Here is a 22,104-nt window from a genome sequence, read left to right as displayed (position 1 = left end):
TTTTCCCCTCAGTGACAGTCGCCCGCAGGGCTGCTACAGCAGGTCGTCGGGGTTTTGCGCGTTGCCAGCAGGTTAACGTCAACGCGGCTACGCGCCCGGCGCAGCAGGCCAATCACCATCACGTTAAACAGGATCACCGCGAGGATACAGACCAGGCTGTAGCGCGGATGCTGGCTGTAATTGACGGCCTGATAAAACACGGTCGCCAGTGAGTAGGCAATGTTCAGCCCCCACAGAATGGAGAAGCCCATCCAGCCGCGGCTGGACTCACGGGCAATGGCGCCCATGACCGAGATGCACGGAATATAGAGCAGGACGAAGATCAGGTAGCTGTAGGCCGCCGACGCGCTGCCAAATTTCTGGCCCATCACGCCCATTGCTCCGGTCGCCATTTCGCCGTCGCCTTTGCTGGCTTCAATCGGGTTCGCCAGTACGCTCAGGCTGAAGGTGTCTTTCAGGCTCTGCCAGGTTTCTTCCACCGCGCCAAGCAGTTCATCGCCGAGGTTGAACGCTGCCGGATTAAACTCCTCTTCCTGGATGTTTTCCGCGGTGTAAAGCGTGTTCAGGGTGCCGACAACCACCTCTTTTGCCATCGCGCCGGTGAACAGGCCCACGGTTGCCTGCCAGTTGTCTTCCTGAATGCCAATCGGTTTGAAGACCGGCGTAATGATCCGGCTGACGGAGGCCAGGGCAGAGTCATTAATGTTGTCCGCGGCCTGGCCGCTCAGAGTGAAGCTGTTCAGGGCGCTCAGGAAAATGCTGACCACCACAATCACCTTACCGGCGCGCAGAACGAAGCCCTTCAGGCGCTGCCATGTCTGAATAATCAGGCTTTTCAGATGCGGAACGTGATAAACCGGCAGTTCCATCACGAACGGCGACGCTTCGCCACGCATGATGGTGTGCTTCAGCATCAGGCCGGTGAGAATAGCCATCACGATACCCAGCACATACAGGGAGAAGACGGCCAGCGCTCCTTCCTGACCAAAGAACGCCGCGGCAAAGACCGCGAAGATCGCCAGCCGCGCGCCGCAGGACATGAACGGCGCCATCATGATGGTCATCAGGCGTTCGCGCGGGGCATCCAGCGTACGCGCGCCCATGACTGACGGCACGTTACAGCCAAAGCCGACAATCAGCGGCACGAAGGATTTGCCCGGCAGCCCCAGCGCCTGCATCAGGCGGTCCATCACGAAGGCGGCGCGCGCCATGTAACCGGAATCCTCAAGGAAGGAGAGGAACAGGTACATCATGCCGATCTGCGGCACCAGCGGCAGGACGGTATTGATCCCGCCGCCGATCCCCTGCGCAAGGAAGATGGTCAACCATTCCGGGAAGTGGAGGGTGTAGCCCAGCCACTGAATACCGTGCACGAAGATAGCGACAGAGCCGCCATCAAAGATAGGTTGCAATGCACCGCCGATGTTAATGGCGAGCAGGAACATCACATACATCACCAGTAAAAAGATCGGCAAACCAAGGAAGCGGTTGAGCACAATCTTATCCACGGCGGCGGTGAAGCGGCTGGGTTCAGCGGTTAATGCATTGCTGACCACGTCACAGATAGCGGCGATGGCCTGATAGCGCGCATCCGCAATGTGCAGGGCCGGGTCATCCAGCTCGTCGCTCAGGCGAGCCTGTGCGACGTCCAGCTTATCCGCCGCATCGCCTGCGTAGGCGCGGCTGTAGATATCGCCTTCCAGCATTTGCAGGCCAAGCCACTGACGTTGTCTGGCGGGCATGCTGTTATCCATCTCCTGCGCCAGCTGCCCGGCTTCGCGCAGCAGCGGCTGGGCGTAGTGCACCAGTTCGACGTCGGCATTGCCCGTGTGGCGGTCAATCGCCAGCTTCAGGGCGTCAATGCCGCGAGCGCGGGTGGAAACCAGCGGAACCACCGGGCAGCCCAGACGGGCGGAGAGGGCATCGACGTCGATGCGCAGCTTTTGCTTCTCCGCGATGTCGAGCATGTTAAGCGCCACGATGCAGGGAATACCCAGCTCCAGCAGCTGTAACGTGAGATACAGATTTCGTTCGAGGTTAGAGGCATCCACCACGTTGATAAGCAGATCCGCGTCGCCGCTCAGAATATAGTGGCAGGCAATTTGCTCATCGAGAGAGGTCTGGGATGAAATCGTGGTGAGGGAATAGGTCCCCGGTAAATCAACCAGCGTGACCTGATTATCTGTCGTGGTGAACTGGCCTTCTTTGCGTTCAACCGTCACGCCTGCCCAATTTCCCACACGCTGGCGTGCGCCAGTTAACTGATTAAATAAGGTTGTCTTGCCGGAATTAGGATTGCCAATTAAGCCAATAGTTAATTTTTTCATTGTAGTAGACTCACTGAAACCGCTGGCTTGTTAACGGGATAAAGATTCAATTTCAATTAATGCGAGATCTTTTTTACGCAGAACCAGATTAACGCGTCGGGTTTCGATATGAACTGGATCGCCCAACGGCGCAACGCGCACAACCTGGAATGATGAGCCGGGTAGCATGCCCAGTGACAGGAGCTTCTGCCGATAGGCCGGGCTTATCTCACGGGTAAAACCGATAATTTTCCACGCACTGTCTGGAGTGAATTGCATAGCGCCTGATTCCACGATAGGTTAAATAATCTACACTGCGATGATAATGAGAATAGTTTTTATCAGCAATAATAAAAATGTGACGGGATGTTGTTAATCGTATTAATTTGCGGTCTGCTTGACCTTGCTCAATATTTTCGAAATTGAGGTGAAAATAAAAAGAGGGCTATTTGTTAATGAGGTGATAATTCGTGGTTTAAATATGGATACAACATATTTATTTTAATTCCCTGCGGCCTGCTTGCCGGGCGGCACTGCGTTTGCCCGGCCTACAAAACCGTAGGCCCGGTAAGCGTCGCGCCACCGGGCATTTACAGCATTAGCGTTTCTTACCCATCGCCGCTGCCAGCGCATCCATCATCGCGCTGTTGCCTGCCGGCTGTGCGTCACGTCCGCGTGGCTTCGCGGCTTTCGCTGCCGGACGCTGCTGTTCACGGCCTCCGCCATTACCGCCACGGCGCGCGTTAGTGTCGCCCGGCTGCTCGTCCAGACGCATGGTCAGGGCGATACGCTTGCGCTGGAGATCCACTTCGAGCACTTTCACCTTCACGATGTCGCCCGCTTTGACCACGGTGTGCGGATCTTCAACGAACTTGTCGGCGAGGGAAGAGATATGCACCAGACCGTCCTGATGCACGCCGATATCCACAAACGCGCCAAAGTTGGTGACGTTGGTTACCGCCCCTTCCAGCACCATGCCCGGCAGCAGGTCGTTCATGGTTTCTACGCCGTCAGCAAAGGTCGCGGTTTTAAACTCAGGACGCGGATCGCGGCCCGGTTTTTCCAGCTCTTTGATGATGTCAGTGACCGTCGGCACGCCGAACTGTTCGTCGGTGAAATCCACCGCTTTCAGGTTACGCAGCGCGCTGCTGTCGCCCATCAGGTCTTTCAGCGCCTGCCGGGTGGCGGCCAGAATACGCTCGACAACCGGATAGGCTTCCGGGTGAACGGTAGAGGCATCCAGCGGGTTATCGCCGTGGTTGATGCGCAGGAAGCCCGCACACTGCTCAAACGCTTTCGGCCCGAGACGGCTCACCTTCAGCAACTGCTGGCGGTTCTGGAACTGACCGTTCTCATTACGCCAGGCGACGATATTCTGCGCCATCATACGGGTCAGGCCCGCCACGCGGGTCAGCAGGGGAACGGAAGCGGTGTTCAGGTCCACGCCGACGGCGTTAACGCAGTCTTCCACTACCGCATCCAGCTTGCGCGCCAGCTGCGTCTGGCTCACGTCGTGCTGATACTGGCCCACGCCGATGGATTTCGGGTCAATCTTCACCAGCTCCGCCAGCGGATCCTGCAAACGACGGGCGATAGAGACCGCGCCGCGCAGGGAAACGTCCAGATCCGGGAACTCCTGCGCTGCCAGCTCAGAGGCGGAGTAGACCGATGCCCCCGCTTCGCTGACGATCACTTTCTGCGCCGTCACTTTCGGGAACTGCTTCTGCACGTCGAGATAGAAACGTTCAGTTTCTCGGGACGCCGTACCGTTACCGATGGCAACCAGCTCCACGTTGTACTTCTCGCACAGCGCGGCGACGACGACAGCCGCTTTCGCTGCCTGACCGGTGTGCGGGTAAATGGTGTCGGTGGCAACCAGCTTGCCGGTGCCGTCAACCACGGCCACCTTCACGCCGGTACGCAGACCCGGATCGAGACCCATGGTGGCGCGCAGGCCAGCTGGCGCCGCCATCAGCAGGTCGTGCAGGTTACGGGCGAAGACGTTGATCGCTTCGTCTTCGGCGCGCTCGCGCACGGTGCCCATCAGCTCGGTTTCGAGGTGCATCAGCACCTTAATGCGCCAGGTCCAGCTCACCACGCCTTTGCGCCAGCTGTCCGCCGGGGCGTTGTTCAGGCGCAGACCGAGGTGATCGATAATGATCTGCTCGCAGTGGCTCTCTTTTGGCGGCTCGTCAAACTGTGGATCGGCATTCAGGGAGAGTTGCAGCACGCCTTCGTTACGGCCGCGGAACATCGCCAGCGCGCGGTGAGACGGCGCGGTAGAAATGGGTTCGTGGTGATCGAAGTAGTCGCGGAATTTCGCGCCTTCTTCCTCTTTGCCGGACACCACGGTGGAGACGATATGCGCGTTCTTCCACAGGTAATCACGCACTTTGGCCAGCAGCGCCGCGTCTTCGGCGAAGCGCTCCATCAGAATATAGCGCGCGCCGTCCAGCGCAGCTTTGGTGTCCGCTACGCCTTTATCGACGTCGATAAATTTGGCGGCTTCGGTTTCCGGATCGTGAGACGGCTCGTTCCACAGCAGATCGGCCAGTGGCTCAAGGCCGGCTTCGATCGCAATCTGCCCGCGCGTGCGGCGCTTCGGTTTGTACGGCAGATAGAGGTCTTCGAGCTCGGTTTTACTCAGGGTACCGTTAATGGCTTTTTCCAGGTCACTGGTCAGCTTGCCCTGCTCGCCGATAGATTTGAGGATCGCCTGACGTCGGTCTTCCAGCTCGCGAAGATAGCCCAGACGGGTCTCCAGGTTTCGCAGCTGCGTGTCATCCAGACCGCCGGTGACTTCCTTACGATAACGTGCAATAAACGGCACGGTGTTCCCTTCATCAAGCAGGCGAACGGCAGCTTCTACCTGTTCGGCTCTGGCCTGAAGTTCACCCGCAATAATGCAGCAGAGCGACTCTTTCATCATGGTCAGTTCATCTTGTGGATCGAAAATCAGGGGGATAGTTATACGGGCTGACACCAAAAAATGCCAGCCGGGGAGGGCGCTCTCGGACTATTTAACATACTCGATTTCGTTGACGTACCAGCTTGCTTCACCCGCAGGCGTCTGGACAACGGCTAAATCGCCTACCTCTTTTTTCAGCAGGGCGCGGGCCATGGGTGAGTCGATAGAAATGTAATCCTTACGACCGAAAATTTCATCGTAGCCGACGATACGAAAACGCAGGGTGTCGCCGCTGTCGTTTTCAATTTCGACCCACGCGCCGAAGAAGACTTTACCTTCCTGCTGCGGGGAGTAATCGACAATTTTGAGATTCTCGAGGCACTTCGTCAGGTAGCGTACCCGGCGATCGATTTCGCGCAGCCGCTTTTTATTGTACTGATAGTCCGCATTCTCGCTGCGGTCGCCCAGGCTTGCTGCCCAGGTGACTTTTTTGGTCACTTCCGGACGCTCTTCGCGCCACAGGTAATCCATCTCTTTTTTGAGTTTCTCGTACCCTTCACGGGTGATCAGAGGCGTTTTCATGGTGCAGCCTTTAATGCCGGTTAACTGTCTTTGCGCACAATACGTAGCGCACAGTGTAACAGACAAGATTAATAATGATTTATGTGATGAAATGAACAGATAAGCTGCTGTTAAATATGCTTTGTAACAATTTCGTCTAGAATTTATACCAGAATTTGCTGGTCGAACCCGTGCACTTTTTTAGAATACGCTGTTCCAGGCTTATCCGAACCTTTGGGAGTACACACAATGCAAGAGAACTACAAAATTCTGGTCGTAGATGACGACATGCGCCTGCGTGCGCTGCTGGAACGTTATCTGACCGAGCAGGGCTTCCAGGTTCGTAGCGTCGCGAACGCGGAACAGATGGATCGTCTGCTGACGCGTGAATCCTTCCACCTGATGGTGTTGGACCTGATGCTGCCTGGCGAAGACGGGCTCTCTATTTGCCGCCGTCTGCGCAGCCAGAGCAACCCGATGCCGATCATCATGGTGACGGCGAAGGGTGAAGAAGTTGACCGCATTGTCGGCCTTGAGATCGGCGCTGATGACTACATTCCAAAGCCGTTCAACCCGCGTGAACTGCTGGCGCGTATTCGCGCCGTGCTGCGTCGTCAGGCGAACGAGCTGCCGGGCGCGCCATCTCAGGAAGAGGCCGTCATTGCATTCGGTAAGTTCAAGCTGAACCTCGGCACCCGTGAAATGTTCCGTGAAGATGAGCCAATGCCGCTCACCAGCGGTGAGTTCGCGGTGCTGAAAGCGCTGGTCAGCCACCCACGTGAGCCGCTCTCCCGTGACAAGCTGATGAACCTGGCGCGTGGTCGTGAATACTCCGCGATGGAGCGTTCTATCGACGTGCAGATCTCTCGTCTGCGCCGCATGGTGGAAGAAGATCCGGCGCATCCTCGTTATATTCAGACCGTGTGGGGTCTGGGCTACGTGTTTGTTCCGGACGGCTCTAAAGCATGAGGCGAATGCGCTTCTCGCCGCGAAGTTCGTTTGCCCGCACGCTGTTATTGATCGTCACCCTGCTGTTTGTCAGTCTGGTGACGACCTACCTGGTGGTGCTGAACTTTGCAATCCTGCCGAGCCTTCAGCAGTTTAATAAGGTGCTGGCATACGAAGTGCGTATGCTGATGACCGACAAACTGCAACTGGAGGACGGCACGCAGTTGGTTGTTCCCCCGGCGTTCCGTCGGGAAATCTACCGTGAGCTGGGCATTTCTCTCTACTCGAACGAAGCGGCGGAAGATGCCGGCCTGCGCTGGGCGCAGCACTATGAATTCCTTAGCCAGCAGATGGCGCAGCAGCTTGGCGGCCCGACGGAAGTGCGCGTTGAGGTCAATAAAAGCTCGCCGGTTGTCTGGCTGAAAACCTGGCTGTCACCCAACATCTGGGTGCGTGTTCCGCTCACCGAGATTCATCAGGGCGACTTCTCGCCGCTGTTCCGATACACCCTGGCGATCATGCTGCTGGCCATCGGTGGCGCATGGCTGTTTATTCGTATCCAGAACCGACCGCTGGTCGACCTGGAGCATGCGGCATTGCAGGTCGGTAAAGGTATTATCCCACCGCCGCTGCGCGAGTATGGCGCATCGGAAGTGCGCTCGGTAACGCGTGCGTTTAACCACATGGCGGCAGGCGTTAAACAGCTGGCGGACGACCGTACGCTCCTGATGGCCGGGGTCAGCCATGACCTTCGCACCCCGCTGACGCGTATCCGGCTGGCAACAGAGATGATGGGCGAGCAGGATGGTTATCTTGCAGAGTCCATCAACAAGGATATCGAAGAGTGTAACGCTATCATCGAGCAGTTTATCGACTACCTGCGCACCGGGCAGGAGATGCCGATGGAGATGGCGGATCTGAATGCGGTTCTGGGCGAAGTGGTTGCCGCCGAAAGCGGCTACGAACGTGAAATTGCGACCGACCTTCAGGCAGGTGAGATTCAGGTACGTATGCACCCGCTCTCCATTAAACGCGCGGTGGCGAATATGGTGGTCAACGCGGCGCGCTACGGCAACGGCTGGATCAAAGTCAGCAGCGGTACGGAACTCAACCGCGCCTGGTTCCAGGTGGAAGACGATGGCCCGGGCATCAAGCCTGAGCAGCGTAAGCACCTGTTCCAGCCATTTGTGCGCGGTGACAGCGCGCGCAGCACCAGCGGAACCGGCTTAGGCCTGGCGATTGTGCAGCGTATTGTTGATAACCATAACGGACTACTGGAAATTGGCACCAGCGAGCGGGGCGGTTTGAGCATTCGTGCGTGGTTACCGGTGCCGGTTTTACGGGGGCAGGTGAAAGAGAGTTAAAAAAGGGGGGGCCTGATGCCCTCACCCCGGCCCTCTCCCACATGGAGAGGGAGAAAACATTAAAAAAGGCAACTTTCGTTGCCTTTTTGCTTTTACCTTGGTCCCGCACTCACCAGCGCAGCACCGGCCGGGGTGTCGGTATACTTCTCGAAGTTTTCGATAAACAGTTTCGCCAGCGATTCAGCCTTCTCACGCCACTGTTCCGGTGAACCGTAGGTGTTACGCGGATCCAGGATACGCGTATCCACGCCCGGCAGCTCTGTTGGGATCGCCAGATCGAACATCGGCAGCGTAAAGGTCTCGGCGTTATCCAGCGAACCATCCAGAATCGCGTCGATGATGGCGCGTGTATCTTTGATGGAGATACGTTTGCCCGTACCGTTCCAGCCGGTGTTCACCAGGTACGCCTGGGCGCCGGATGCCTGCATGCGTTTCACCAGCACTTCCGCGTACTGCGTTGGGTGCAGCGACAGGAACGCCGCGCCGAAGCAGGCGGAGAAGGTTGGGGTTGGCTCGGTCACACCGCGCTCGGTACCCGCCAGTTTAGCGGTAAAGCCGGAGAGGAAATGGTACTGCGTCTGGCTGGCGGTCAGGCGGGAAACCGGTGGCAGCACGCCGAACGCATCCGCGGTCAGGAAAATCACCTTCGTGGCATGACCCGCCTTCGATACCGGCTTGACGATGTTCTCGATGTGGTAGATCGGGTAAGAGACGCGGGTGTTTTCCGTTTTCGAGGCATCGTCGAAGTCGATAGAACCATCGGCACGCACGGTGACGTTTTCCAGCAGCGCATCGCGGCGAATCGCGTGGTAGATATCCGGCTCTGCCTCTTCCGACAGGCGAATGGTCTTCGCGTAGCAGCCGCCTTCAAAGTTAAACACGCCGTCATCATCCCAGCCGTGTTCATCGTCGCCAATCAGACGACGTTTTGGATCGGTGGACAGCGTTGTTTTACCGGTGCCGGAAAGGCCGAAGAACACTGCTACATCGCCTTTTTCCCCGACGTTCGCCGAGCAGTGCATGGAGGCGATACCGCGCAGCGGCAGCAGGTAGTTCATGACCGAGAACATCCCTTTCTTCATTTCGCCGCCGTACCAGGTACCGCCGATCAGCTGGATACGCTCGGTCAGGTTGAAGGCGATAAAGTTTTCGGAATTAAGACCCTGCTCTTTCCACTGCGGGTTGGTGCATTTCGCGCCGTTCATCACGATAAAGTCAGGGGTGAAGTCTTGCAGTTCTTCATCGGTCGGACGAATGAACATGTTCTTCACGAAATGCGCCTGCCAGGCCACTTCAGTAATGAACCGTACGGAGAGACGGGTGTCGGCGTTAGCGCCGCAGAACGCATCAATAATAAACAGACGCTTGCCGGAAAGCTGATGGGTGACAAGTCCTTTCAGATGCTGCCAGGTTTCCGGGGAGAGCGGTTTGTTATCGTTCTTCCCTTTGCCCTTATCAGCCCACCACAGCGTATCGCGGGTGGTGTCGTCTCGGACGATATACTTATCTTTAGGCGAACGACCGGTAAAAATACCCGTATCGACGGCGATAGCACCCAGGTTCGTCAACACACCGCGCTCGTATCCTTCCAGTGCCGGATTGAGCTCTTCCTGATACAGCGTATCGTAATCGGGGTTGTAGACCACTTCCTGGACGTCGTGAATACCATAAGCCTTGAGATCTTGCGGGGTTAAACCATTAACACGCATATCACTGCTCCTTAGCCAATATGTACTGCCTGAAATTGTAGGGTTTTTCTGGGGATGTTAACCGCGACGGGGCTCATAGATTTACGTATCTGGTCAAAACCCTTACTAACGGAAAACGCTGCGACTCCAGTCACAGGGCGGGCAGATTATCGCAGGAATCGCTTTTTGGATGGGGAAAATGTTCTTAAAAGGTTAATCTCTGGTGAATTTATCCAGAAGAATGTGAATGTAATCGCATACATGTAAGAAAATTACGTAAGGGTTACACTGGGAAAACGATTCAGCTTGGGTGGCGTTTTTTACCCCTCACCCAAAGGGGTGAGGGTGTTCAAGTTCCCTCTCCCCGTTGGGGAGAGGGTAAGGTTGAGGGGAAAGAGGTTTAGTGAACCTGCGGGTCCGCTGGAGAGGCGTTATTGCGGATCTCCGCGATATCCATGGAATTGAACACGTAGTGCGTACCGCAGTAATCACAGTGCATATCGATCTCACCGTCTTCCGCCATGATGCTGTCGATCTCTTCATCCGGCAGCGTTTTCAGGGCGCCAGCACAACGCTCGCGAGAGCAGGTGCACTTAAATTCCACATCCTGCGGATCGTAAACCGTCACTTCTTCTTCGTGGTACAGACGCCACAGCACGTCGGTCGCCGACAGGGTGAACAGCTCTTCCGCTTTGATGGTTTCCGTCAGCGTTGCCAGATGCTCGAAATCATTGGTCTGCGCATCCTGCGCAGGCAGAACCTGAAGCAGCATACCACCGGCAGCAGGCTGACCATCCACTTCACCGGTGCGGATGAACAGGCGGGTTGGCAGCTGTTCGGAACGCATGAAGTAATCTTCCAGGCAGGCGGCAAGCGTGTCGCCTTCCAGACCGACAACGCCCTGATAGCGCTCACCCTCTTCAGGCGAGATCGTGATAACCAGGTAGCCATTTCCGACCAGCGTTTTCAGATCCGCATTTTCAGGAATATCGCCCTGAACGCGCGCCACGCCGCGCATCTGCTGCTGGTTATTGCCGTTGATCACCGCCAGCGACATCGGGCCATCACCCTGCAACTGAACGGTAATATCGCCAGCGAACTTCAGCGTGGCGGTCAGCAGGCTGGTGGCAACCAGCAGTTCGCCCAATAGGGTTTTCACCGGCAGCGGGTAGTTGTGGTTTTCCAGAATCTGTTTCCAGGTTTCGGATACGGTGACCAGCTCGCCGCGCACGGCGAATTGTTCAAACAGATAGCGGTGTAATTGGTCGTGTTGGGCCATTTTCATCTCTCGTGCAGGTGAGGGTTACTCGCTCTCACCGTGTTTAAATTTCATCAGATCGCGGCGCTCTTTTTTATCCGGTCGCCGGTCCGGGTGAGGCATGGTCAGCGCATTCATCTTGCGCGCCAGCGCGGTTTTCTCGCGCTTCTCTATGCTTTCGGCCGTCTCTTCATACAGCAAAACGGCTTCGGTTGCGGGCCGCCGCTGCTCGGTAATGGCTTTCACCACCACCGTTTTCTCATCGTTGCCCTGGCGAAGCGTTAGCGTGGCATTCAGTTCAACCAGCTTGCTCGGTTTGCTGCGCTGACCGTTGTAATGCACCTTTCCGCCATCAACCATTTCACGGGCAAGGGCGCGCGTTTTGTAAAAACGGGCGGCCCACAGCCATTTATCCAGTCTTACCCCATCAGAGGGTTTTTCTTTCATGGCGTCTCCTTCACAGTGAGTGAGGGGATCATCCGGCGATAGTCGTTCAGCCCCGGATGTCGCAGATAGCTTTTTTCAGCCAGGCCGGAATCCGGATTGGTCACGCCCAGACAATAGCGAATGCCAAAAGCGGCCGCAGAATCCAGAATCGGCTCGCTGTCGTCAATAAACAGCGTGCGTTCCGGCTGTAAACCGGTCTCTTCCACCACGGCATGCCACAACCGCTGATCCTCTTTCGGATAACCAAATGTGTGGGTGGAAAGCAATAAATCAAGGTGTGAAGCAAGACCGGTATGTTCCAGCTTCACGGCCAGGTTATGGGGATGCGCATTCGTCAGCAAAATGCGGCGCTTACCGCAGGCTTTCAGCGCATCCAGGAACGGGACCGTATCGTCGCGCAGTACGGCGCGTGCGCCCTGGGCGGTGGTCATGGCACAAATATCCAAACCGAGTCGCTCGCTCCAGTAGTCAAGACAGTACCAGTTTAGCGTATGCTGCACCGCGCTATATTGCGAACGAATGAATTCCTGCGCTTCCGCCGGGGAGATCCCCTGCTGTTCACCGTATGTTTCCGGGACCAGCTTTTGCCAGAAATAGTTATCAAAGGCGAGATCAAGCAGCGTGCCGTCCATATCAAGCAGGACGGTATCGACCGCCTGCCAGTCGATATTAAGATGCATAAGGGGGAACTCCAGCCAGAAGAAACGTGCGCGACAGGGTAGCACAACTTGTCGAGCAGGGACGTTATCCGATCAGGCTCTCGGAAGAGGAGATCAGTTTCGGGTTCAGGCAATTTTCGTAGTAGGCCTGGATTTCTGCCAGCCGCGTGCGGGAACGCTGATAGCGGCGTACGGCCTGATAACCGTTCCAGACAATGCACGCCAGCATTGCAATCAGCAGCAGGGATGTCCCTATATAGCGCCACAGGCCAGCGCTATCCGGCATACGGTGCAGGCCAATATGACGCGTGCCGTTGGCGTCGGTAAAGAGGGTGGTGACGATCCCTTCCGCGCTGAATGGCGTCTGCATCAGCATCTGCGCCAGACGCTGGAATTCGCTCCACTGCTCCTGGGCAGGATAGTCATAGAGCGAAACCTGCGGATAAGGTTGATCCACCAGGTCGCTGCCTTCATCGCTGGCAATCACAAAACCGCCGGGCGCCGGGCTGTTAAGCGCCTGGGCAGCACGGGTGGTTTCACGCATCACGAAGGGGGCGGTAGAGGTCGCCACCAGGTTATCCAGCGACTCGGCGCTGACCGGACGCAGAAGCACGTTCACACCGTCCAGGCGTCCCGCTTCGGCGCGTTTCACCAGCGCGTCCCAGTCTTTGCTGTTGCCGAGGTTGACCAGCGCGTTCTTGAGCCGGATACAGTCATCCTGGGCGGAACAGAGATCCTCTGTTTTCAGGACGATTTCGCCAAAGTCATCCAGCAGTACCATGCCCGACTTCTGAATAGCCGAACGCAGGGCAGGGCTGACGCGAGAATCATCATCCGGTTTTGGATGGAGCTGGCGATTAATCGTCTGGGTGAGCGCAGTGGCCTTGTTGACCACATCCGATTCCGGCAGCGGCAGCGGAGAGGCGTCATTCCAGATGATCTGAGAGCAGTCGAACGGCGCGAACGGCGAGTTCTGGCGCGTGTTCCAGGCGCCCGGCGTGTGGATATTACACATCCCGGTGCCTTTGAGGCGCAACGTATCTCCCACGCGTACACCCGCTTCTTCGAGCTGCTGTACGCTGGTGGCTTCCACAGTTTGCGCCCCTTTGATCCACGACAGGGTAAATTTAATCGGCATATCCAGCGGCACGAAGAGCAGCAGCATGACGAAGATTAACGCGGCACCACCGGCAATCACCGCGCTGCGGAGCCAGTGCTGAAGCGGGAAGTTTTTCACTTCGTCGTGCAGGGATAAGTAGCGCCCCTGGCGTACAACGTGGCGGTCGAGATAGATATCAATATCCGTTTTGTGGCCAAGGTCCTGCGCTATCCACGGCTGCCAGTGGCGCGGATAGATAAGATCGATGATCCCGAGCGAGATATTGTTGATATGTTCCTGATCGTTCTCACCGAACAGTCCCCAGCGTTTTGGGGTTCCGCGCAGGCAGTGAATTTCGCGTAATGACGTTTTTGCCGGCGGAGCAAATATGCCCCACAGCCCGGCGGCCAGAAGCAGTACTGCGCCACCCGCGAGCCACGGAACAAACACGTCCGGCGTCAGCAGGCAGATGAAAAAGAGCAGGAACGAGGCGACAATCAACACCGCTTCGCGAATGCCATCCGGGCGGCTCAGGACGTACTCTTCATGCGTCTCCTGGCGGATGTTCAGCAGTTCGATCTGCTCAGTCTCTTCACCGCGAATAGAGGCCTGCGTTCCGCTTGCGCGTTCCAGCGCAAAGCGTGGCGCTTCCTGAACATATTCGCTCAGAGTATGACCATTGAGGGAGATAACCAGCGGCAGCGTATCGGTATGGATGAGCTCGACGCTGTTTTCGTCGTTAATATACTGCTCCCAGAAGGGAGGCAGGTGCACTTCAACAGAGTCGAGATAGTAACGCCACTTGTTGGGATCGTCGGTTGTAATGCCGTAGCGGGTAATGGAGCGCGTTACGCACAGAACGGTGTCACTTTGGGCGTTCAGGTTGAGCGATACGGGGGCGGCGCTGGCGCCGGTAGGGCCAGGCGAAAGCCGGGATCGGTTCAGCGTGTCGAGATACTGCTCAACGGTGCTGCGTTCCTCTGGCGAAAGCTTGCGCGTGTTTGCCCCGGCAAACGCGTTCAAAAAGGGCAGCCGATAACGGCGATGTACGCGGCGCCTGAATACCCACACCGCAATCGACGCGCAGGCCAGCACAGCAGCGAGAAAAATCAAAATGGTGCTCATGCTTTCCCCATCTTACTTATCTTCTTACAGGTGTTGTCAGTCGCACCTTTTGTACAATGAATGAGATTCTGTGGTCGGCTATCGGCAAGTATGGAGTCTAACTTGAGCATGTTGACGCGCATCCCAGTGACCGGTAATGATAACAAAGCCTGTTCCGGCGCGATATCAGCAAATTCCTGGAAACATTTCAACCTCTTGACATTTGTTTTGAAATGAGAATCGCCTACAGTTACGTTGCATAAATGTAAATAAAGAGCAATTGACATTGCCGAAACCGTGCGGCGTATCGCACAATAAAGCCAGTTCACCCAGCAAAGACCCGTCAAGATGACCAAACCCTTACAAAAGCCCACCATTCTGAATGTTGAAACCGTCGCGAAATCGCGTCTGTTTAATGTCGAAAGCGTGGATCTGGAGTTCAGCAACGGTGTGCGTCGTGTTTATGAGCGTATGCGCCCCTCCTCGCGTGAAGCGGTGATGATTGTGCCCATCGTCGACGAGCACCTGATCCTCATTCGTGAATACGCCGTGGGCACAGAATCCTACGAGCTGGGTTTCTCCAAAGGACTGATCGACCCGGGCGAAACGGTGTTTGAAGCGGCAAACCGGGAGCTGAAAGAAGAGGTCGGTTTTGGCGCGAAAGAGCTGACGTTCCTGAAAAAGCTGAGCATGGCACCGTCCTATTTCTCCAGCAAAATGAACATCGTTGTCGCGGAAGATCTCTATCCTGAATCGCTGGAAGGAGACGAGCCGGAACCGCTGCCGCAGGTTCGCTGGCCGCTGGCTCATCTGATGGATTTGCTGGAAGATCCTGACTTTAACGAGGCGCGCAACGTGAGCGCACTGTTCCTGGTGCGGGAATGGCTGAAGGGGCAGGGGCGTTTGTAGCGCCACCATTAAAAACGGCAACCGAAGGTTGCCGTTTTGCATTGACGTTGTAGGCCGGGTCAGGCGTAGTCGCCACCCGGCTTTTTTGTTGGCGTCAGAACAGCTCGTGCGTCTCGCCGTTATCAATGATCTCTGTACCCACCTCATGCACTGCCTGCGTGGTTGGCTGCGTACCCTCGATGAAATACTCGGCACGGCTGTTACCGCCATTCGCGAGCTGTCCGGTACTGCGGTCGATATTCACCGTCACCACGCCCGGTGGAGGCGTTAGCGGCTGCTCTGGTACGCCCTCGAGAACGGCCTTCATGTATGCATCCCAGGCAGGTTGCGCACTCTTCGCGCCGCCTTCGTATCCGGAAATCTGATCTTTAATCGCGCCAGAGGCGGTGGTGCGCCCCAGATCGCGGCGGTGATCGTCAAAACCAATCCAGACGGAGGTGACAACCCCCGGGCCATAACCTGAGAACCAGGCATCTTTTGAACTGTTGGTTGTCCCGGTTTTGCCGCCGATGTCGTGGCGCTGCAAATCGCGGCCCGCTCGCCAGCCGGTGCCTTGCCAGCCCGGTTCGCCAAAGATGTTGGTGTTCAGTGCGCTCTTAATCAGGAACGACAGCGGCGTGCTGATCACGTGCGGGGCATACTCCTGCGCGCCACTCTGGGCGACCAGCGCCTGATTGGCCTGTTCCAGCTGAGGCTGCGGCACCGCCAGATTCTGACGTTCCTGAGAGATCGCCACATCTTCCATATCCTTGTTTTCCAGGACATTGGATTTTGGCGTGTCGCCGTAAATCACCGGAATATCGCATTCAGGGCAGGCAATTTTCGGTTTCGCTTCAAACAGTACGCCGCCCTGATCGTTCTCGATTTTGCTGATGAAATACGGATCGACCAGGAAGCCGCCGTTCGCCATCACCGAGTAGCCACGCGCAACCTGGAGCGGCGTAAAGGACGCGGAGCCGAGCGCCAGAGATTCAGTATGAACGATGTTTTGCGCCGGGAAGCCAAAGCGTTGCAGATACTCTGCCGCATAATCCACGCCCATCGCACGCATCGCGCGAACCATGACCACGTTCTTCGACTGGCCAAGGCCCTGGCGCAGGCGGATAGGGCCAGCGTATTGTGCCGGAGAGTTCTTCGGCTGCCAGTCAGAGCCCGCACCGGCATCCCAGCGGGAAATTGGCACGTCGTTGAGAATGCTGGCGAGAGTCAGCCCCTTATCCATCGCCGCGGTATACAGGAACGGTTTGATGTTCGAACCAACCTGACGCAGCGCCTGGGTCGCGCGGTTAAATTTGCTCTGGTTGAAATCGAACCCGCCAACCAGCGCCATCACGGCGCCGTTCTGCGGATTGATGGAGACCAGCGCAGAGTTTACGTCCGGCACCTGCGCCAGCCACCAGGCATCGCCGACCTGACGCACCCAGATTTGTTGTCCGGTTTGTACGACATCGGTCACTTTACGTGGCGTAGGCCCCTGAAGGGTGTCAGAACGGTATGGACGCGCCCAGCGGACACCCTCCATGCGCAGCGAAACGGATGTGCCATCGGCCATCATCGCCACTGCTTCCTGTGGATCGGCCTGGGTGACGACCGCCGGACGCAGCGGGCCATAGGTCGGCAGCGCTTTCAGGGAATCCGTGATTTTTTTACTGTCCCATGCGCCTTCACCCACTTTCCACAGCACGTTGGACGGGCCGCGATAGCCGTGACGCATATCGTAATCCATCACGTTATTACGCACCGCCTGCTGGGCAGCCTGCTGCACCTTGCGGGTCACGGTGGTATAGACGCGATAACCATCTTCATACGCTTTATCACCGTAGCGACTCACCATCTCCTGGCGAACCATTTCAGTGAGATACGGTGCAGAGAAAGCAATTTCCGGCGCATGGTAATTGGCGTCAATAACGTCGCTGCGCGCCTTATCGTACTCAGACTGGCTGATATAGCCTTCGCTCAACATACGCGACAGCACCACGTTACGGCGCGCGGTGGCGCGGTCCAGCGAGTAGAGCGGGTTAAACGTGGATGGCGCTTTTGGCAGGCCGGCAATGGTCGCCATTTCGCTCAGCGTGAGCTGATCGATCGGCTTACCAAAATAGACCTGAGCCGCAGCCCCTACGCCATAGGCGCGGTAGCCCAGATAGATCTTGTTGAGGTAAAGCTCAAGGATCTCGTCTTTGCTCAGCAGTTGCTCAATGCGGATCGCGAGGAATACCTCTTTGATCTTACGCATCAGCGTCTTTTCCGGGCTAAGGAAGAAGTTACGCGCCAGCTGCTGGGTAATGGTACTTGCCCCCTGAGAGGCATGACCGGAGAACAGCGCCACGCTTGCCGCACGGAAAATACCGACCGGATCGACACCGTGGTGCTCGTAAAAACGGCTGTCCTCGGTGGCGATAAAAGCCTTCACCATCACGGGTGGAATTTGATTTAAGGTCAGAGGGATACGACGTTTCTCGCCGTATTGCGCCATCAGTTCACCATCGGCGCTATAGACCTGCATAGGGATCTGAAGCCGCACATCACGAAGCGTGGCGACATCAGGGAGTTGCGGCTCGACATATTTGTACAAACCAATAATCGAGCCTGCTCCCAGCAGAATGCAACAGACTGCAAGGATCAATAAATACTTTACGAACTTCACCGGAGATTTCCCATTTGGTTTAGCCTGGGCAGTTTCTAAACAATCGCGCGGTAGTATAAAGGCAAGCCTGATTCATTGATATAGCCGTCACTCCGACGGGCGATAAGGAGATCGTGAAGCATGGCTTTTAAAACGTGGCAAACAGGCGTTCATATTCAACAGGATAAGGTGGTTGCGGTAGCGCTGACCAGAGAGCGGGCCGGTTGGCGTTTACGGCGCTGGTGGGCGGTACCGCTGTCGGACGGCGTTATCGGGGAAGGCAAAATACTTAAGCCAGAACAGCTGGTTAACGCATTACGTGGCTGGCGGAAAACATTGCCGCACTCGCATCGGGTATTTCTCTCATTTCCGGCGACGCGCGTTCTGCAACGCGCGTTGCCCCGTCCATCCGTTACCTTGCGTGACAGCGAACAGCTCACCTGGGTAGGCGCCGCATTAGCGCGTGAGCTGGAGATGCCCGCCGATACGCTCTGTTTTGACTACGCGCAGGATACGTTCAGCAACACTTTTCAGGTTACCGCAGCGCAAAACAGAGAGGTCGATACCCTGTTGACGCTGGCGAACGCGCTGCGTTTGCGTCTGGCAGCAATCGCCCCGGATGCCGGCGCGCTGGCTAATCTTCTCTCTGCTGTTGCCCCTGCCCGGTGCGTCGCCTGGAGAGATCAACACCAGTGGCTATGGGCGATGCGTCACCAGTGGGGGCGGCGCTATACCACAGAAGCGGCGACGGTGAATGAACTGGCGGCGCTGCTTGCGCTTTCTCCTTCTGATATCGCCGTGTTTGATGCTGCCCGCGATCCCTGGGAAGCGGTGACGCTGTGCCAGCCGCCGTTGCCGGAATGCGGTGCTGATTACACCGTCGCCCTGGCGCTGGCCATGAGCGAGGCGCCGTAATGAGCATGCCCAATCTTTTACCCTGGCGTCGGCAGCAACGTAATCAGCGCCTGCGTTTCTGGGGGCTGCTGTTTGCTGGCTCATGGCTGGTGATGCTGGCGGGGAGTATCAGCCTGCGGGCGACGCAGACTCTCGCGTTACAGGCGTTGCAGAGCGAACTGGCCGGGACACGTGCGGTACAGAAAGTATTGAGAGCCCGTCAGCCGCAGTCAGCGGGGCAGAAAACCCCTTCGCTGCCGTCTGATCCGGCCTGGCAACCTGCGCTGGAGTCCCTTGCCAGCGCAATGCCCCGGCAGGCGTGGCTGACGGCGCTGCGTTATCAGCCACCCTCGCTGACCCTGACCGGCTATACCACCTCACTGCCAGCGCTCTCCGCCATGACCGATGCCCTGAAAGGGGTGACGGGATTTAACCCCGGACCGGCAGGCGAAATGCAACAGGATAGCCAGGGGCGATGGATGTTCTCTTTTCAACTACATAGCCGGAGGTAGCAGGTGGGTATCTGGTATCAACGCTGGACTGATGCACGTCCTTCCCGGCGCGTCCTTTGCTGGTTGATCGCGTCGGGGCTTGTTGCGTGGGCAATTTGGGGACTGCTGCTCAGGCCCGCTGCTCTGCGTTACGCCGATATTCAGGCGCAGGCCATCAGTGCGAAGCGAATCAACGCCTCGCTGTGGCCAGAGGCCGGACGGAGAGCAGTGGTTACGCAAGTGATGCCCTCGCGGCTCTTTTCTCCCCTGGCTTTTCAGCGTGAGGGCGCAAGGCTGGTGTACTGGAAGCCGCAGCAGAGTGGGGGAGAGCTGGCGCTGGATGCCTCCTGGGGCGCGGTCCCGGCGCTCTTTTCCCGGCTGGCGCTTGAGAACGCGCGGGTGAGTGCGTTTTCCATCACCCCACAGGGCAAACAGTTACGCCTCAGCCTGCAACTGGAGATCGGTCATGCGCAGTAAAGCCCGTTTGCTGATCCTGCTTTCTCCGCTTTTCCTGACCGGGATGCGGGATCCCTTCTCTGTGCCGGAAGAGCGTTGCGCAGCCGGGCAGCTCAGCCAGTGGCGGTATCAGGGGGTAGTTAGCGGCAGCAGGGATATCGGCCTTATGCAGGACGGGCAGAAACTCTGGCACCGGGTAAAAACGCAGATGCTGTTACCGACAGGCTGGCAGGTGAGCGCGATAGATAAACAACAACTGACCGTTGATGTCGGCGACATGTGCGAGCCGAAGCGATGGACATGGCAACGAGAAGGAACGAAAAAAAGTGAAGATAAGGATAGGGCTGTTACTGGCGGCACTCAGCCAGCCCCTGTGGGCCGCGACGCCAAAACCGGTCACCCTGCTGGTGGATGATGTCCCGGTGGTGCAGATATTACAGGCGCTGGTGGCGCAGGAGGATCGCAATCTGGTGGTGTCGCCGGATGTCAGCGGTTCGCTTTCGCTGAATTTAACGCGGGTGCCCTGGAGGCAGGCGCTTCAGACGGTAGTGAACAGCGCCGGGCTGGTATTGCGGGAAGAGGGCGGCATTTTTTATGTGCATACGGCGGCCTGGCAACGGGAGCAACAGACGCGTAAAGAGCAGGAGCGGGCCCAGCGTCTGCTTGACGCCCCGCTGCACTCTCACAGCATTCCGTTTGCTTATGCGGATGCGGCCGAATTGCAAAAAGCGGCAGAAAAGCTCTTAAGCCCGAAAGGCAGTCTCTCCGTCGACAAGCGCACCAACCGTTTTCTGGTCAGGGATAACCAGACGGTGGTGGATATGCTCCAGCGCTGGGCTGTGCAGATGGATCTGCCCGTCGAGCAGGTGGAACTGGCGGCGCAGATTGTGACCATCAGTGAAAAAAGCCTGCGTGAACTGGGGGTGAAATGGAACCTCGCTGACGCAACGGAGGCCGGTAAGGTGGGTCAGGTCACGACGCTGGGGGCGGACCTGTCGGTGGCCAGTGCAACCACCCACGCAGGGTTTAACATCGGGCGCATCAACGGCAGGATGCTGGATCTTGAGTTGTCGGCGCTTGAGCAAAAGCAGCAGGTGGATATCATCGCCAGCCCGCGGCTGCTGGCGTCACACATGCAGCCGGCCAGCATCAAGCAGGGCAGCGAAATTCCGTATCAGGTTTCCAGCGGCGAGAGCGGGGCGACATCCGTTGAATTTAAAGAGGCGGTATTAGGCATGGAGGTCACGCCGGTGGTCCTGCCGGGTGGTCGCGTGCGCCTGAAACTGCATATCAGTGAAAATATGCCCGGCCAGGTGCTGCAACAGGCAGACGGCGAAACGCTGGCGATCGATAAGCAGGAGATCGAAACGCAGGTTGAGGTAAAAAGTGGGGAAACGCTCGCGCTGGGCGGGATCTTTTCGCAAAAGAATAAAACCGGACGCGACAGCGTGCCCGTGCTGGGCAACATTCCGTGGCTGGGTCAGCTGTTCCGCCATGACGGAAAAGATAATGAACGGCGCGAGTTAGTGGTGTTTATCACGCCACGTCTGGTCAGTATTCAGTAATGGGTAACGATCCCCGCAATGATTTTGCATTCAGTTTGTTGCAGATGTTTGACGTGGGGCATGAATTAGCATACAAGGAGTACCGATTTGAGTTGGACTTACGTCTTATTTCCTTATGCGCCGGGAACGGTGATTTAATCAGTTGCCAAACAAGCCGGAGTATTGAGATAATTTTTCGTCTGACTCTCGCTCTATTGCAAATGAGGTTTCAGTTCATGTCCTGCTACGCCGGGTGTCTGCGCAGCGGGGATTACCATTAACGAATAGTCTTAGTAGTACCGAAAAAATGGCAGAGAAACGCAATATCTTTCTGGTTGGGCCTATGGGTGCCGGCAAAAGCACTATTGGGCGTCAGTTAGCTCAACAACTCAATATGGAATTTTACGATTCTGATCAAGAGATTGAGAAACGAACCGGAGCGGATGTGGGCTGGGTCTTCGACGTAGAAGGCGAAGAAGGTTTCCGTGACCGAGAAGAAAAAGTGATCAACGAACTCACGGAAAAACAGGGCATTGTGCTGGCAACTGGCGGCGGCTCTGTAAAATCTCGCGAAACCCGCAACCGTCTCTCCGCCCGTGGCGTAGTGGTCTATCTTGAGACGACCATCGAAAAACAGCTGGCACGCACGCAGCGTGATAAAAAGCGCCCGTTGTTGCAGGTTGAAACACCGCCACGTGAAGTTCTGGAAGCTTTGGCCGATGAACGCAATCCTCTGTACGAAGAGATTGCTGATGTGACCATTCGTACTGACGATCAAAGCGCTAAAGTGGTTGCAAACCAGATTATTCATATGCTGGAAAGCAACTGATTCTGGCTTTATA

At 56.8% G+C, this 22,104-nt stretch carries 19 protein-coding genes; 9 read left to right on the top strand and 10 right to left on the bottom strand.

What is annotated here, in order from left to right; translation table 11 throughout:
• Positions 1-8: 8 nt before the first annotated feature.
• The 4 genes from feoB to greB all read right to left on the bottom strand — a co-directional run bounded on the left by feoB (position 9) and on the right by greB (position 5,796).
• Positions 9-2,327 carry a Fe(2+) transporter permease subunit FeoB gene (gene feoB / locus ACQG0T_RS21525; protein WP_252051786.1) on the bottom strand — a complete coding sequence of 773 codons (2,319 nt, stop codon included), beginning with the start codon at positions 2,325-2,327 and terminating at the stop codon, positions 9-11.
• A gap of 30 nt (positions 2,328-2,357) precedes the next feature.
• Entirely contained in the window at positions 2,358-2,585 is a 228-nt protein-coding gene (gene feoA / locus ACQG0T_RS21520) for a ferrous iron transporter A (protein ID WP_015571441.1), read from the bottom strand.
• A 319-nt stretch (positions 2,586-2,904) separates the two neighbouring features.
• On the bottom strand, positions 2,905-5,235 hold the full coding sequence (locus ACQG0T_RS21515; protein WP_271040827.1) for a Tex family protein: 2,331 nt from the start codon (positions 5,233-5,235) through the stop codon (positions 2,905-2,907).
• An 87-nt stretch (positions 5,236-5,322) separates the two neighbouring features.
• Positions 5,323-5,796 carry a transcription elongation factor GreB gene (gene greB, locus ACQG0T_RS21510; protein WP_017384149.1) on the bottom strand — a complete coding sequence of 158 codons (474 nt, stop codon included), beginning with the start codon at positions 5,794-5,796 and terminating at the stop codon, positions 5,323-5,325.
• Positions 5,797-6,024: 228 nt separating this feature from the next.
• Between greB and ompR the strand changes: the two genes are divergently transcribed.
• The gene (gene ompR, locus ACQG0T_RS21505) at positions 6,025-6,744 is read left to right on the top strand and encodes a two-component system response regulator OmpR (protein WP_001157751.1); all 720 of its coding nucleotides are present in this window, start codon (positions 6,025-6,027) and stop codon (positions 6,742-6,744) included.
• Positions 6,741-8,087 (top strand): two-component system sensor histidine kinase EnvZ, encoded by a 1,347-nt coding sequence (gene envZ, locus ACQG0T_RS21500; RefSeq protein ID WP_003861615.1) that lies wholly within the window; start codon positions 6,741-6,743, stop codon positions 8,085-8,087. The genes ompR and envZ overlap by 4 nt, the downstream gene beginning before the upstream one ends.
• Positions 8,088-8,179: 92 nt before the next feature.
• Here the strand turns inward: envZ and pckA are convergent, their stop codons facing one another.
• The 5 genes from pckA to ACQG0T_RS21475 all read right to left on the bottom strand — a co-directional run bounded on the left by pckA (position 8,180) and on the right by ACQG0T_RS21475 (position 14,363).
• Positions 8,180-9,796, bottom strand: a complete 1,617-nt coding sequence (gene pckA / locus ACQG0T_RS21495) for a phosphoenolpyruvate carboxykinase (ATP) (RefSeq protein WP_017693860.1) — start codon at positions 9,794-9,796, stop codon at positions 8,180-8,182.
• 379 nt (positions 9,797-10,175) lie between these two features.
• Positions 10,176-11,054, bottom strand: a complete 879-nt coding sequence (gene hslO / locus ACQG0T_RS21490; protein WP_023304550.1) for an Hsp33 family molecular chaperone HslO — start codon at positions 11,052-11,054, stop codon at positions 10,176-10,178.
• Positions 11,055-11,078: 24 nt separating this feature from the next.
• Positions 11,079-11,480, bottom strand: coding sequence for a ribosome-associated heat shock protein Hsp15 (gene hslR / locus ACQG0T_RS21485; protein WP_003861618.1), 402 nt, complete (start codon positions 11,478-11,480; stop codon positions 11,079-11,081).
• Positions 11,477-12,160, bottom strand: coding sequence for a GMP/IMP nucleotidase (gene yrfG / locus ACQG0T_RS21480; protein ID WP_000550486.1), 684 nt, complete (start codon positions 12,158-12,160; stop codon positions 11,477-11,479). The genes hslR and yrfG overlap by 4 nt, the downstream gene beginning before the upstream one ends.
• A 64-nt stretch (positions 12,161-12,224) precedes the next feature.
• On the bottom strand, positions 12,225-14,363 hold the full coding sequence (locus tag ACQG0T_RS21475) for an intracellular growth attenuator family protein (protein ID WP_017384151.1): 2,139 nt from the start codon (positions 14,361-14,363) through the stop codon (positions 12,225-12,227).
• A 327-nt stretch (positions 14,364-14,690) separates the two neighbouring features.
• On the opposite strand from ACQG0T_RS21475, the gene nudE reads away from it, so the two are divergent.
• Entirely contained in the window at positions 14,691-15,251 is a 561-nt protein-coding gene (gene nudE / locus ACQG0T_RS21470) for an ADP compounds hydrolase NudE (RefSeq protein ID WP_003861622.1), read from the top strand.
• A gap of 94 nt (positions 15,252-15,345) precedes the next feature.
• Here nudE and mrcA read toward each other — a convergent pair whose 3' ends face one another.
• Positions 15,346-17,898 (bottom strand): peptidoglycan glycosyltransferase/peptidoglycan DD-transpeptidase MrcA, encoded by a 2,553-nt coding sequence (gene mrcA / locus ACQG0T_RS21465; RefSeq protein WP_017384152.1) that lies wholly within the window; start codon positions 17,896-17,898, stop codon positions 15,346-15,348.
• 120 nt (positions 17,899-18,018) lie between these two features.
• Between mrcA and pilM the strand changes: the two genes are divergently transcribed.
• From pilM to aroK, 6 genes are all read left to right on the top strand, one after another.
• Positions 18,019-18,792, top strand: coding sequence for a pilus assembly protein PilM (gene pilM / locus ACQG0T_RS21460; protein ID WP_017384153.1), 774 nt, complete (start codon positions 18,019-18,021; stop codon positions 18,790-18,792).
• Positions 18,792-19,283 carry a PilN domain-containing protein gene (locus ACQG0T_RS21455; RefSeq protein ID WP_023295535.1) on the top strand — a complete coding sequence of 164 codons (492 nt, stop codon included), beginning with the start codon at positions 18,792-18,794 and terminating at the stop codon, positions 19,281-19,283. The genes pilM and ACQG0T_RS21455 overlap by 1 nt, the downstream gene beginning before the upstream one ends.
• A 3-nt stretch (positions 19,284-19,286) precedes the next feature.
• The gene (locus tag ACQG0T_RS21450) at positions 19,287-19,739 is read left to right on the top strand and encodes a hypothetical protein (protein ID WP_023295534.1); all 453 of its coding nucleotides are present in this window, start codon (positions 19,287-19,289) and stop codon (positions 19,737-19,739) included.
• Positions 19,729-20,133: a HofP DNA utilization family protein gene (locus tag ACQG0T_RS21445; RefSeq protein WP_032669044.1), complete on the top strand. Its 405-nt coding sequence runs from the start codon at positions 19,729-19,731 to the stop codon at positions 20,131-20,133. Before ACQG0T_RS21450 ends, ACQG0T_RS21445 begins: the two co-directional genes overlap by 11 nt.
• Positions 20,045-21,283, top strand: a complete 1,239-nt coding sequence (gene hofQ / locus ACQG0T_RS21440) for a DNA uptake porin HofQ (protein WP_023295533.1) — start codon at positions 20,045-20,047, stop codon at positions 21,281-21,283. Before ACQG0T_RS21445 ends, hofQ begins: the two co-directional genes overlap by 89 nt.
• A 286-nt stretch (positions 21,284-21,569) precedes the next feature.
• The gene (gene aroK, locus ACQG0T_RS21435; protein ID WP_003861630.1) at positions 21,570-22,091 is read left to right on the top strand and encodes a shikimate kinase AroK; all 522 of its coding nucleotides are present in this window, start codon (positions 21,570-21,572) and stop codon (positions 22,089-22,091) included.
• The last annotated feature ends 13 nt before the right edge of the window (positions 22,092-22,104 follow it).

It is taken from the genome of Enterobacter cloacae complex sp. 302F9, from assembly GCF_050030335.1.
Taxonomy (GTDB): Bacteria; Pseudomonadota; Gammaproteobacteria; order Enterobacterales; family Enterobacteriaceae; genus Enterobacter; species Enterobacter hormaechei_C.
The sequence above is the reverse complement of the archived record's forward strand: the minus strand, read 5'-3'. Positions and strand labels throughout refer to the sequence as shown.

What these genes read in the sequence shown, in the direction of transcription:
- ACQG0T_RS21455 (WP_023295535.1), top strand. Translation starts at nt 18,792, where the DNA reads ATGAGCATGCCCAATCTTTTACCCTGGCGTCGGCAGCAACGTAATCAG.
- ACQG0T_RS21475 (WP_017384151.1), bottom strand. Translation starts at nt 14,363, where the DNA reads ATGAGCACCATTTTGATTTTTCTCGCTGCTGTGCTGGCCTGCGCGTCG.
- pckA (WP_017693860.1), bottom strand. Translation starts at nt 9,796, where the DNA reads ATGCGTGTTAATGGTTTAACCCCGCAAGATCTCAAGGCTTATGGTATT.
- yrfG (WP_000550486.1), bottom strand. Translation starts at nt 12,160, where the DNA reads ATGCATCTTAATATCGACTGGCAGGCGGTCGATACCGTCCTGCTTGAT.
- greB (WP_017384149.1), bottom strand. Translation starts at nt 5,796, where the DNA reads ATGAAAACGCCTCTGATCACCCGTGAAGGGTACGAGAAACTCAAAAAA.
- ompR (WP_001157751.1), top strand. Translation starts at nt 6,025, where the DNA reads ATGCAAGAGAACTACAAAATTCTGGTCGTAGATGACGACATGCGCCTG.
- feoB (WP_252051786.1), bottom strand. Translation starts at nt 2,327, where the DNA reads ATGAAAAAATTAACTATTGGCTTAATTGGCAATCCTAATTCCGGCAAG.
- aroK (WP_003861630.1), top strand. Translation starts at nt 21,570, where the DNA reads ATGGCAGAGAAACGCAATATCTTTCTGGTTGGGCCTATGGGTGCCGGC.
- hslO (WP_023304550.1), bottom strand. Translation starts at nt 11,054, where the DNA reads ATGGCCCAACACGACCAATTACACCGCTATCTGTTTGAACAATTCGCC.
- nudE (WP_003861622.1), top strand. Translation starts at nt 14,691, where the DNA reads ATGACCAAACCCTTACAAAAGCCCACCATTCTGAATGTTGAAACCGTC.
- hslR (WP_003861618.1), bottom strand. Translation starts at nt 11,480, where the DNA reads ATGAAAGAAAAACCCTCTGATGGGGTAAGACTGGATAAATGGCTGTGG.
- ACQG0T_RS21515 (WP_271040827.1), bottom strand. Translation starts at nt 5,235, where the DNA reads ATGATGAAAGAGTCGCTCTGCTGCATTATTGCGGGTGAACTTCAGGCC.
- ACQG0T_RS21445 (WP_032669044.1), top strand. Translation starts at nt 19,729, where the DNA reads ATGCGCAGTAAAGCCCGTTTGCTGATCCTGCTTTCTCCGCTTTTCCTG.
- pilM (WP_017384153.1), top strand. Translation starts at nt 18,019, where the DNA reads ATGGCTTTTAAAACGTGGCAAACAGGCGTTCATATTCAACAGGATAAG.
- feoA (WP_015571441.1), bottom strand. Translation starts at nt 2,585, where the DNA reads ATGCAATTCACTCCAGACAGTGCGTGGAAAATTATCGGTTTTACCCGT.
- envZ (WP_003861615.1), top strand. Translation starts at nt 6,741, where the DNA reads ATGAGGCGAATGCGCTTCTCGCCGCGAAGTTCGTTTGCCCGCACGCTG.